The sequence below is a fragment of the Sporosarcina jiandibaonis genome (assembly GCF_013184495.1).
GTDB lineage: Bacteria > Bacillota > Bacilli > Bacillales_A > Planococcaceae > Sporosarcina > Sporosarcina jiandibaonis.
The window spans coordinates 58,467-70,629 of record NZ_JAAOIY010000009.1 but is presented as its reverse complement, the minus strand read 5'-3'; the positions used below and the strand labels follow the sequence as shown (position 1 = coordinate 70,629).

The window sequence follows — 12,163 nt, the reverse complement described above, 5'->3', positions numbered from 1 at the left end:
ACTCACCCATCCGCCGCTAACATTTAAAGAAGCAAGCTTCAATAAATGTTCGCTCGACTTGCATGTATTAGGCATGCCGCCAGCGTTCGTCCTGAGCCAGGATCAAACTCTCCATAATATGAATTCCGATACGCAGCACATGCGTCGTCAGCTTCACTCGTTCAGTCAGTCACGTACTAATGTACGCTCCTTCCCTCACTCATTCGCTTCCTAGCACTGCACTACGTCTCGAAACTCAAAGAGAAACTTGAATAGCTCGAGTTTCATTTTGCTGACTTCGAATCCGAAGATTCGTTTTTGTTTCGATTTATCGAAACGTTATATCTTGACGTTATATCTTGACGTTTTGCTGTTCAGTTTTCAAGGTTCATTTATTTAATAGTTATATAGCAATTGTTCGCCGTCCTTACTTGACGGTCTATACATCATAACACGCCTATCGACATAAGTCAACACTTCTCGTCAATTAAATTCAAAGTGTCGTAAGGCGAAATCTAAATATAACCCATTCAAATCATAATGTCAACCTAAATTTTAAGTTTTATACCACAAAATCAAACTATTGCGGTTGTTAATTTACCTCTATGGTTGATTCACATTTCATTTAGTCGTTTAAAGGCTGTCATTAATCGTTTCACTACTTGATTATTAATAAGTCAAAAAAGATTCCCTCATATAAATACAAGAGAACCTTTCTTATTTGAATACATTATTTTATAAATAAGAAGTATAGAACAAAGATAATCCATAAGCCATACATGATCGGATGTATTTCTTTTCTATTGCCACTGACAATCATCGTAATTGGATAGAAGATGAACCCGATTGCAATTCCTGTTGCAATACTATAACTAAGCGGCATAGCAATGATCGTAAGAAATGCCGGTACTGCGATTTCAAAACGACTCCATTCAATATTGCCGAGACTAGATACCATAAGGACCCCTACAATAATTAATGCCGGTGCTGTCACTTCTGATGTAATGACGAGCAATAAGGGTGAAAAGAAAAGTGCTAATAGAAATAATATGCCAGTTACAACTGAAGCGAAACCGGTTCTAGCGCCAGCTGCCACTCCCGCGGATGACTCTATATAAGATGTCGTTGTCGATGTTCCGAAAACAGCACCTGTTACTGTTGCGAGAGAATCAGAAATCAATGCTCGGCCTGCACGCGGTAATTTATCTTCCTTCATTAAACCCGCTTGATTGGCGACTGCAACAAGCGTACCTGCTGTATCAAAGAAATCTACAAACAGGAATGTAATAACTACGATTAAAAACTGAGTTGTTAGTAATGATGTCGGATCTTGGAAGATTGCTTCGAATGCCGCACCGAATGTTGGAGCGACACTTGGGATTTTGTCGACTACTTTAGTCGGCACTTCAATTAGTTTGACAAACATTCCTAGTATCGTCGTAAGTATCATTCCATAAAAAATGGCCCCTTTTATTTTACGAACCATCATGATCACCGTGATCACCAGTCCGAAAATCGCAAGTAATGTCGGCCCTTTAGAAAGGTCTCCGAGAGTAACTAACGTATTAGGATCTGCAACGATGATATTTGCATTTTGAAATCCGAGGAATGTGATAAAAAGTCCTATACCAGCCCCTACTGCGTATTTAAGTTGAGCCGGAATAGCGTTGATAACAATTTCACGTAATCCTGACAATGATAAAATAATGAAAATTATTCCTGAAAATAAAACTCCTGTTAATGCTGTTTGCCAAGGAATGCCCATCCCCAATACAACTGAGAATGCAAAGAAAGCGTTAAGTCCCATTCCAGGGGCAAGTCCGATTGGATATCTTGCGATCACACCCATCATAATGGATCCAACTGCTGCGGCAAGTGCTGTTGCAACAAATACTGCTCCCTTGTTCATGCGCATCGCCTCTGGAACATCAATGCCGTCCAAAGATAGCATAAGTGGGTTAACAATCAGAATATATGCCATCGCAAGGAAAGTTGTAGCTCCTCCAATAATCTCATTGCGGTAATTCGAACCAAGTTTATCAAACTCAAAATACTTCTTCATAGAAGACCATCCATTCATAATTTTAGATTTTCAAACAAAAAGAAGCATGCGACCAGTTAGCCGCATGCTTCTCAGATACAAATCTAATAGACAGGGATATCCCTGTCCTGTTAGATCGTAGTCGAAACATTTATGGTGTTCCGGTAGAAACGTCCGAGCCATATTCTCGGATATATACGACATTTTTATTCAATTATCATTCCCACTCGATTGTTGAAGGTGGCTTGCTCGTTATATCGAAGAGGACGCGGTTAATCTTAGGGACCTCTGCAGTAATGCGAGCGCTAATTTTTTCAAGTACATCCCAAGGAATCTTCGCCCAGTCAGATGTCACGCCATCTACGGACGTTACTGCACGAATTCCGATTGCATAGTCATACGTTCTTTTTTCGTTTTTGACTCCAACACTTTGAATGTTCGGTAAAACTGTGAAATACTGCCAAATGTCCCGTTCTAAACCAGCTTTTTTAACTTCATCTCGCAAAATCGCATCGGATTCGCGAACCATTTCAAGTTTTTCTTCCGTAATTTCACCAAGTACGCGAATGCCTAGTCCTGGACCAGGGAATGGTTGACGCCAAACGATTTCTTCTGGCAAACCTAGTTCTAGTCCTAGCGCTCGTACCTCATCCTTGAATAGTGCAGCTAACGGCTCGATTAATTCGAATTCCATTTCTTCAGGAAGTCCACCAACGTTATGATGCGATTTTATCGTCTGCGCTGTGAGTGTTCCACTTTCAAGAATGTCTGTATAAAGCGTCCCTTGAGCTAAAAAGTCTATACCGTCAAGCTTCGCGGCTTCATCATCAAATACATATATAAATTCATTTCCAATAATTTTTCGTTTTTGTTCAGGGTCAGAAACACCTTTTAATTTATTCAAAAAGCGATCCTGTGCATCTATTTTAATAAAATTCATATTGAACTTTTTCGCGAATGTATCAACTACGCTATCCGCCTCGCCTTTTCGAAGTAAACCGTGGTCTACGAACATGCAAGTTAGCTGATCTCCAATCGCACGATGAATTAATGCCGCAACCACTGAAGAATCTACGCCGCCGCTAAGGGCAAGAAGAACTTTTTTGTCTCCGACTGTTGAGCGAATTTTACCTATCTCAATTTCAATGAAGTTTTCCATCGTCCACTTTGTTCTCACTTCACAAAGATCAAAGATGAAATGTTTTAATAATTCAAGTCCATATTCAGAGTTCGGTGACTCCGGATGAAATTGTAGTCCATAAATTTGACGTTCGTTATTGCCTATCGCTGCAATCTCTCCAGCGTTTGTTGTTGCAATGGTTTTAAATCCTTCTGGAGTCGATGAAATACGATCACCATTACTCAACCAAACTTTTTGTGTTTCTACTTGTCCCATAAACAGATTAGATGATGTATCTAATTTCACTAGCTCTTCGCTGTATGTGCGATCATTAATTGTTTCCGTAGTGCCGCCAAATTGTTTAAGAATTAGCTGTGTTCCATAACAAATTCCCAGGATTGGAATGCCCGCATCAAAAATCTCGGAATCGATAGGGTACGCATCTAAATCTGTAATAGATTTAGGGCCTCCCGATAAAATAATTCCGACGGCATTCATGTTTTTCAGCTCATCCGCAGTAATTGTATGCGGGTGAAGCTCACTGTACATACCGAGTTGACGTATTGAACGCGTCAAAAGCTGATTGTACGAACTGCCATAATCCAGAATTACAATTTTCTCTTGCTCAATTAACAAAGGAGTAGTTGACAATTTTTCCACCTCTTCTTCATTTTGCTAGGATAGCCCTGAATAGTAAAAGACGCGACAACCTGATAAACTGCGCGTCTCATCCTCCATAATTAACGAAACAGTTCCTAAAACAAAACCAGTCCGCAATCGTAGCCAAGTCATTTCCGGTAACTTGGTCGAAACTTCGGGGCATTTATAAGCAGTTCTTTTTTATAATCTTACTGCTAAAAACGCAAGAAATCAATCGGAAGTCCTATTGATTAAATGTTCCCACAGTTCCTGTAAGCGTTGCCAATCGTGTTCAGTTCTATTTTCTCCATAAATACCTTTTTCATAAGCAGTCGTCAAATTTTGCATGGTGTCTCCTCCAAAGTACGCATCGACTTGAATTGCATACTTCAATAGCGTTTCCCCGTTCTTGCGCTTGAATCCAAATCGATCAAGTTGTTTCAATAAACTCACATATTGCTTAGCGTACTTCGTCCAGTCATTCTTGCCGAACCTATAATATCGAACGAGTAATTTCGGCAACCATTTTCTTCTACTTCTATATAATATTGCCACTAAAAATGTCGATATGCTCAGAATAGCTAGCAATATCCACTTCTTGTCCATTATCCATTGTTTGAGGAAATCAAAATTTTTATTGAAATCAAAAGCACTTTTTTTATCCTCTTTTTTAGGTTTCGACTTCTGTTCGAGTTTTTTACGTTCGGGTTCCGGCATTTCAGGAACTTCAGGATCATCTAGTTGTAGTTCAATATCGTACTCGATACTCGATGCCCCGCCAAAACCGATTGTCGGCTCAAATGGCATCCAACCAATACCAGGCATAAAAGCCTCAACCCAAGAATGTGCTTCATTATTTGTTATTTTATAAACACTTTCCTTATTTTCATTTCTCCCTAATTCACCGGGCGCAAACCCTTTCACCCATTTTGCTGGAATTCCGATTGTACGCAGCATCACAACCATTGACGTGGAAAAATTATCACAATAGCCGCTTTTCGAATCAAACAAAAATTGATCGACGTAATCCTGGTCTTCGGCTGGAATCGCGACATTTTTTTGATCATAGACAAATCCATTCCTACCAAAATAACGTTCAATCGCTTTCGCTTTGTCGTATACACTTTCACTAGACCTCGTGATTGTTTCGGCTAGCTCTCCCACTCGTTCAGGCAACTCTTTTGGAAGCTGCAGGTAATCTGCGAAGTCATCCTCTAAAGAAATCACTTCATCCATAGTTGTTTCCCGCAACGCTTTCAAACTAAAATCATGCTCGATATATTCAATTCCATACGAATCGAGTGATACGGGTTCATCACCGATTGTTGTGCGGTATTGCTCTAACATTTCTAACTTCATAAACTGCACATCTTCATCTGTTTCTACATTCATCATGCCGTATGGATAAACGATAAACGGAAATCGTTGTAAAATATTCAATTGTGCTATTTTCGATTCCCCGCTTATAATTCCTTCACTTTCTGCAAATGTCCCCATCCCCATATTGGAAGAATACGTAATCACGCTACTCTCACTAGGTTGTTCCCATCCTTTTGAAGTGTAGGTATTTTTCGTTTCAATTTTCCAGTATTGTTTTTTTGGAACCGAAGCTTCGAAAATCAAGGTATTATCCTGAATAAATGGACCACCGAGTCTAGAATCATCAGGATCATAGCCAGTTTTGGAAATCCCTTCTCCATTTCCCCCTTCCCCTGCCCCGTCAACAACTGATGTCAGGAAAGGAACCGGGTCAGCCCATGCCGGTTCTAGTTTTGGAAGAGTTAACATGAAGACCCCGCTTATAACCAGAATCACTACCAAAGGGAATGAGATGCTCACTAATTTATTTGCCGAGATTGATAGACTATGCTTTTCAGCAAGTTTAGGAATCGTTAGCAAACCTAGGAGCAACAGACCGGTTATCATAATGATTAGTATGGAACCTTTTGCAGAATAAGCCGTGAACGTATCGATAATGGCGATAAAGATAATCGTCATACTGTAAAAAAGAAAAATACTTTTTCTCGATTCAATCCAATGGCGGATTAAGTAAGTCGTCATCCATAATAGAATGAAAAATAGCATCGTTCGAAATGGATTTGATAGTTCAGACCAATTACCAACTAAGATGACTGCAAAATTGGAGTTGAAATCTTCCAGAAGTAATGTTGAGGTTTCCTTCGTTAAAAGGATTCCTTCGAAGAACGTATAATGAATGGCCCAGATTATATATAGAACCTTTATGAGCGAAGAAATCCACCATTTGACAGATTGCAAAGCTAAGAAGAAAGCAATCACAATAAAGATTAAAAACAAAGAAATCTGCCCAGTTTGTGTGAGCTCCATTACAGGGAGAAGCCATTCTCTTAACAGGACAATAGCCAATAAATATAATATCGCTAGAAACCATTTATCTAGCCGCATTTCACTCATGAATGAATCACCCCTTTAAATGCAGTAGGGAATTGTTCTTTAGTAAGCGCATGAACGGAAATTCCTTTGGACTTGGCTAAACGAATGTCCTCCGCAAGCACATTTTTCACCGGTGCATCTTTTTTTACCACAGTAAAACAGGTGATTGATCGGGCGTTTGTCACGTTACTAATAACCGACTCTAAAAATGGCCAATCCGGATGCGCGGTAATTAAAATAACACTTCCGCTTTGGCTAAATTCAGTTCTATAATCATTAGAGATGACTGCTGTACTTTCATCTGACGGTTTGATTTTCGCCAAGTGGATAAGGACTTTGTTAAACTGCTCTTCCGATTGAATAAATGGAAAGGTTGCGGACTCTGCACCTGTTGTTAAAAATCCGATTCCAGCTTGGTCATTCGTTGCTTCTTTCAAAATTGAAGCTGTGAACTCAACTTGCTCTTCAAATGTTTCGGATGGACGCCCATCAAATATTACTAGCAAATCTTGAGAACGACGGTCTTCGAATTCCTTTGTCATTAATGTCTGCGTCCGCGCAAATGATTTCCAATGAATCCAAGAGACCCGATCTCCAGATTGGTAATCTCGGATGCCCGTTGCCATAGTGGTATCTTTCACAATATTATACGGAGAAATCATCGAACCTAAATCATATTGCGTATCAATAGGTACATAGTGAATATCTGTCATTTTCGGATACACTAGAACTGTATTTTTTAGCGGAATGAAATGTTTTTTACGAACCCATCCAAAAAAATCCGAAACTTCAATTTCCAAGCCCTCTAATACATGTTCACCGCGCGGCATTCTATCTATCTCGTACTGCCATTCTTCCGTCTTTTGAAAACCGAAAACAAAAAGTTTTTTCATAGTGCCTTTAGTAACCAAAAGTATGTCCTCATCACGCCACTTTTCTGAAATCACTGTATATAGTAAAGGAAAAGGAAAATCCCTTTTGACTGTTAAACTAACGAGCAACTTCCCGCCGTTTTTAACGCTTGGGGTTCGAATGACACGTTGAGCCGTGACAGTTCGAAGAGGGTATAAAAACAATGAAATAGAATAAAGAATAAATGGTGTTATTGCGTAAAAAATTGCCCAACTGACATATCCGCCTTGAAACATTGCAAATACGAAGGCCGCTAGAATAATGAGCAAGACAAAAACAAGTCGCCCCCATATTGAAATTAGCTTTCGAAATCGCTTCATTTAATCGATACCTGATCAAAAGGCACACTGACTTTCGCCAATATCCGCTCTATAATTTCATCAGATTCAATTCCTTCATACTTAGCTTCTGGTTTTAAAATCATTCGATGACCAAAAACAAAAGGGGCTAAATATTGAACATCATCGGGTGTCACGTACATTCTTCCGACTAGTAACGCATATGCTTGGCAGGCTTTCATCAGCGAAAGGGATCCACGCGGGCTTACCCCAAGATAAACGAATGGATTATTTCTCGTTTCATTTGCACAGGTTACGATATAGGATTTTACAGCATCGCTTACAACTACGTCTTTAACGGCGTGTTGCAAGTTTATAAGGTCGTCTAACGTTATTACCGTCTCTAAATTATCGATCGGGATTTCTTGTTCAGCGCGCCGCAAAACTTCTATTTCTTCACGCGGTGTAGGATACCCCATTTTCAACTTGAACAAAAATCGGTCCAATTGAGCTTCCGGCAACGGATAAGTTCCTTCATATTCAATAGGATTTTGCGTCGCCATGACGAAAAATGGTTGTGGAATCCGCATTGTTTCACCGTCAATCGTTACGGAAGATTCCTCCATTCCTTCAAGTAATGCAGACTGAGTCTTTGGCGATGTCCGGTTAATTTCATCGGCAAGAATAATATTCCCCATGATCGGCCCCGGTCTGAATTCAAACTCCATTTCTCTCGGATTATAAATAGATACGCCCAATACGTCCGAAGGCAATAAATCTGGCGTGAATTGAATTCGCTTGAAGTCTGCGCCAATCGATCTTGCCAATGCTTTTACCATCATCGTTTTCCCCACGCCCGGTACATCTTCAAGTAAGACGTGTCCGCCCGCAAGAAGCGCAGTCATGCTAAGTTCGGCAATATCTCTTTTACCGATCATCACTTTTTCAATATTATTTAAAACTCTTCCAATCAATTCTTTTTGCAATATGGTTCCCCCCAATGAATCAATATATAGCAAATTATTTGAAAAGTAACTATACACTTTCATATTACAGGATAACCCTACTATCTACAACTTAAGCAGGAAGGAAAAAAGAACTTATCAATACTAGATAAAAACCATTGAAACAGCTTGTTTTATAGGACTATTAAAAAATGCTACTAATAATTCTCTATGCATAACGCTTCGGCGCTAGGGAAAGATTGAACTGTATCTTTCCGCACTTGGTGGATGCCTCCCGCGGTAAGGCGCCTACGCCGGATTGTTTTTATAGATTATTGTGGTTTCTGTCGTTAGATATTATTAGATTTATATCAAGACCTATATATCTAAAACTTTCTATTAACATTAATTAAGTGTCTAGGAATATCTAATTCGAATGCAATTACTGAATATCCTCTCTTTCTACAGTGAAATTAGTTGATTGGAGTGGAGGGCGGCGACTCCAGCGGGAATAGCATCAACCGAAAGCCCCGCAGGAGCGAAGCGACGAGGAGATTGAGGTGATGCCCGCGGAACGCGTCCGCCCGGAACGGAAATCAACGAGCCTATACAAACCAAGTACTTGAATAATAATTGTTCCATTACGCATTAAAACTGCTACTTATCAGATAACCCTCACTTCTCTAAAAAATCTCCAAATAAAAAAGTATAGAAGAAGAATAATAAAATTCTCTTCTATACTTAATCAACGATTCATTTCCAAAAGTCATCAAAGACTGTTATTGGCATATGTCGTTTATGCATGGATTTAAGATAATACTGTTCGAGTCGTTCCCGCGGTTCTTCGGGAATCTCTTTTCCTTCAAGATAATCATCGATATGGTCGTAGGTTATGCCTAGCGCTACTTCGTCTGGTAGTGAAGGCTTCTCGTCTTCAAGATCTGCGGTCGGAACTTTTGTATATAGATGCACAGGGCAATCCAGTTCTTTCAATAGTTCCTTACCCTGCCTTTTATTCAATCGAAATATCGGCATGAGGTCCGCTCCGCCGTCTCCGAACTTCGTATAAAATCCAGTTATCGATTCTGCTGCTTGATCGCTACCGAGCACAACGCAATTATGCATGGCTGCTACCGAATACTGAACTTTCATACGTTCTCTGGCCTTCTCATTTCCTTTGGCATAATCGGACAGATTTACGCCAATTTCAGTTAATGCCCGAACGCTCGCATCAACTGACTCCTTAATATTAATCGTGTATATCTTAGAAGGCTGGATAAAATCAAGTGCATCCTGACAATCCTTTTCGTCAAATTGCGTACCGTAAGGAAGTCGAATCGCGATGAATTGATAACGATCGGTCTGATTTTCGTCGTTTAATTCATCAACGGCGATTTGAGCGAGCTTCCCCACCAGCGTAGAATCTTGCCCGCCTGAAATCCCGATAACGAAACCGTTTAAAAATGAATGCTTCCTTGCGTATTCCTTCATGAAATCCACTGACTTCCGAATTTCCTCATGCGGATCAATGACAGGTTTAACTTTCAATTCAGCAATAATTCTTTCTTGTAGCGATTCCATCATTATCTCTCCTTATTCGTGCGTATACTCTTCCACCATTTCTTGGACTTCTTGAATATTACGCATTTTGTTATCCCAGCACTTTTGGCTTAAATCGACAGGATATTCTTCCGGATTCAGAGATCTTTTGTATTCTTCCCATAGCAGATCTAAATTCTCTTTTGCATATTTTTGCATTTCCATCAGGCTTGGATTTTCGTAAATAATATTTCCGCTTTCCACTACTTTCACATGTAAGTTCTTCGCCTCGAAATTCGTGACAAACTTAGATATAAATGTATGAACAGGATGGAACATTTTCAAACGCTTTTCTGCTGTCGGGTCTTCATCGTGCATCGTTATATAATCGCCTTCAGCTTTTCCGTTTTCACGGTCGATAATTCGATACAACTTTTTCTGACCGGGTGTCGTCACTTTTTCCGCGGTGGAAGAAATCTTAATCGTATCTTCCATTTCGCCTTCATCATTTTCAATCGACACGATTTTATAAACAGCTCCAAGGGCCGGTTGGTCGTATGCGGTTATAAGCTTCGTGCCAATTCCCCAAACATCAACTTTTGCTCCTTGCGCTTTTAAGTTCAAGATCGTATATTCGTCAAGATCGTTTGAGACGACGATTTTAGCGTCCGGGAATCCGGCTTCATCCAGCATGCGGCGAGATTCTTTTGATAAGAATGCGATATCTCCGCTATCAAGACGAATCCCTTTGAAGTTAATTTTATCACCGAGTTCTTTCGCTACTTGAATCGCTGTCGGAACTCCAATTTTCAACGTGTTATACGTGTCGACTAAAAACACGCAATCTTTATGACGTTTTGCATAAGAATGAAAAGCTTCATATTCACTTTTGTATGCTTGTACGAGTGAATGTGCATGAGTTCCCGAAACCGGTATGCCGAATTTCTTCCCTGCCCGAACGTTACTTGTTGCTTCAACGCCGCCGATAACCGTAGCGCGCGCACCCCATATGGCAGCATCCATTTCATGGGCACGTCTTGTTCCAAACTCCAATACCATTTCATCTTTTGTCACTTGCTTGATACGGCTCGCTTTCGTAGCGATTAAAGTTTGGTAATTAACAATATTTAATAAGGCGGATTCAATCAACTGCGCTTCAATAAGTGGAGCTTCAACACGCAGGATTGGTTCATTCGCAAATACGAGTTCCCCTTCTTCCATTGAATAAACATCGCCTGTGAAACGCAATTCTTTCAAATAATCGATAAAGTCATCTTCATAATGGAGCTCTTCTTTCAAATATGTTAAATCACTTTCGCTAAGTTTAAATTCCTTCAAGTAGTCCAAAATCCGTTCCAATCCCGCAAATAGGGCATACCCGTTTCCGAATGGTAAACTTCTGAAAAACAATTCAAAGACGGCTTTTTTATCGTGAATCCCGTCTGCCCAATATGATTCAGCCATATTGATTTGATATAAGTCTGTATGTAATGCATTGCTATCGTCTGCATAAATTGAACTCATGTCAATCTCCTTCTCCCAACATTCAAATTGTAACTAATAGTATACACTAATTACCCTTTTCCAACGTCATTCAATCACTTATGTAAAGTTTCATCCGAAAACTTTCAATCCTACCGCGCCGGCGATGATAAAAGATAAAAACAAGAGGCGTTTCCAGCTCGCGGGTTCTTTGAAAAACAAAACGCCCATTAGAACAGCGCCCGCCGCGCCTAATCCGGTCCATATCGCATAAGCGGTTCCCATCGGAATATCACGCATTGCAAGTGCCAAAAAAATGAAACCAAACGTAAAGGTGACGACGATGAGTAGCAGCCGGGCCATCGATTTCTTTTGTATGTATAAATTAATACTCATAACGCCAAGTATTTCTCCTAAACTTGCAATAACAAGATATAACCAAGCCATTTTCCTGCCTCCTTTACGATGATTGATCAACCTGCGACTCATTTTCACCGCTATCCGTAATCTTAATCCCGACAACGCCAACGATGATTAAACCAATAAACAGAACCTTCATAAGAGAAAATGCCGCATCAAAAACTATGAAATCGATCAGAACAATCGCAGCAGCGCCTGAGCCGGTAAATACGGCGTATACAGTTCCAGAAGGTAAGTTTTCGCAAGCTTTGATAATCAAGTAAAAGCTTAAAACAATCATGATGGTTGTTCCGGTCCACTCCAAAACCGAGTCGGAATAGCGCAACCCAATCACCCAGAAAACTTCAACGATTGCCGCAAAAAGTACGTAGAGCCAAGCCACATTTGTTCTCCCCTT

At 40.1% G+C, this 12,163-nt stretch carries 9 protein-coding genes, 1 rRNA gene and 1 riboswitch; all 10 genes read right to left on the bottom strand.

Going from position 1 to position 12,163, the window contains the following annotated elements:
• A 16S ribosomal RNA gene (locus G8782_RS17475) occupies window positions 1–118 on the bottom strand; the annotation flags it as partial.
• A 591-nt stretch (window positions 119–709) separates the two neighbouring features.
• On the bottom strand, window positions 710–2,041 hold the full coding sequence (locus tag G8782_RS17470) for an NCS2 family permease (RefSeq protein WP_172373619.1): 1,332 nt from the start codon (window positions 2,039–2,041) through the stop codon (window positions 710–712).
• A gap of 98 nt (window positions 2,042–2,139) precedes the next feature.
• A riboswitch (purine riboswitch) is annotated at window positions 2,140–2,241 on the bottom strand.
• Window positions 2,238–3,791, bottom strand: a complete 1,554-nt coding sequence (gene guaA / locus G8782_RS17465) for a glutamine-hydrolyzing GMP synthase (RefSeq protein WP_281357956.1) — start codon at window positions 3,789–3,791, stop codon at window positions 2,238–2,240. It overlaps the preceding riboswitch by 4 nt.
• Window positions 3,792–4,010: 219 nt before the next feature.
• On the bottom strand, window positions 4,011–6,212 hold the full coding sequence (locus tag G8782_RS17460; protein WP_172373618.1) for a DUF4129 domain-containing transglutaminase family protein: 2,202 nt from the start codon (window positions 6,210–6,212) through the stop codon (window positions 4,011–4,013).
• Complete coding sequence (locus tag G8782_RS17455) at window positions 6,209–7,423, bottom strand: DUF58 domain-containing protein (protein ID WP_172373617.1); 1,215 nt, start codon at window positions 7,421–7,423, stop codon at window positions 6,209–6,211. Before G8782_RS17455 ends, G8782_RS17460 begins: the two co-directional genes overlap by 4 nt.
• Window positions 7,420–8,370, bottom strand: coding sequence for an AAA family ATPase (locus tag G8782_RS17450; RefSeq protein ID WP_343035095.1), 951 nt, complete (start codon window positions 8,368–8,370; stop codon window positions 7,420–7,422). Before G8782_RS17450 ends, G8782_RS17455 begins: the two co-directional genes overlap by 4 nt.
• Window positions 8,371–9,078: 708 nt before the next feature.
• Window positions 9,079–9,906: an ammonia-dependent NAD(+) synthetase gene (gene nadE, locus G8782_RS17445; protein ID WP_172373615.1), complete on the bottom strand. Its 828-nt coding sequence runs from the start codon at window positions 9,904–9,906 to the stop codon at window positions 9,079–9,081.
• Window positions 9,907–9,918: 12 nt separating this feature from the next.
• Window positions 9,919–11,388: a nicotinate phosphoribosyltransferase gene (locus G8782_RS17440; protein WP_172373610.1), complete on the bottom strand. Its 1,470-nt coding sequence runs from the start codon at window positions 11,386–11,388 to the stop codon at window positions 9,919–9,921.
• A 90-nt stretch (window positions 11,389–11,478) separates the two neighbouring features.
• Window positions 11,479–11,793, bottom strand: coding sequence for a DMT family transporter (locus tag G8782_RS17435; protein WP_172373608.1), 315 nt, complete (start codon window positions 11,791–11,793; stop codon window positions 11,479–11,481).
• A gap of 13 nt (window positions 11,794–11,806) precedes the next feature.
• Entirely contained in the window at window positions 11,807–12,148 is a 342-nt protein-coding gene (locus G8782_RS17430; protein ID WP_172373606.1) for an SMR family transporter, read from the bottom strand.
• Window positions 12,149–12,163 lie beyond the last annotated feature (15 nt).

Coding starts and splice junctions, on each gene's coding strand:
- G8782_RS17440 (WP_172373610.1), bottom strand. CDS start 11,388: ATGAGTTCAATTTATGCAGACGATAGCAATGCATTACATACAGACTTA.
- G8782_RS17435 (WP_172373608.1), bottom strand. CDS start 11,793: ATGGCTTGGTTATATCTTGTTATTGCAAGTTTAGGAGAAATACTTGGC.
- G8782_RS17460 (WP_172373618.1), bottom strand. CDS start 6,212: ATGAGTGAAATGCGGCTAGATAAATGGTTTCTAGCGATATTATATTTA.
- G8782_RS17470 (WP_172373619.1), bottom strand. CDS start 2,041: ATGAAGAAGTATTTTGAGTTTGATAAACTTGGTTCGAATTACCGCAAT.
- nadE (WP_172373615.1), bottom strand. CDS start 9,906: ATGGAATCGCTACAAGAAAGAATTATTGCTGAATTGAAAGTTAAACCT.
- G8782_RS17455 (WP_172373617.1), bottom strand. CDS start 7,423: ATGAAGCGATTTCGAAAGCTAATTTCAATATGGGGGCGACTTGTTTTT.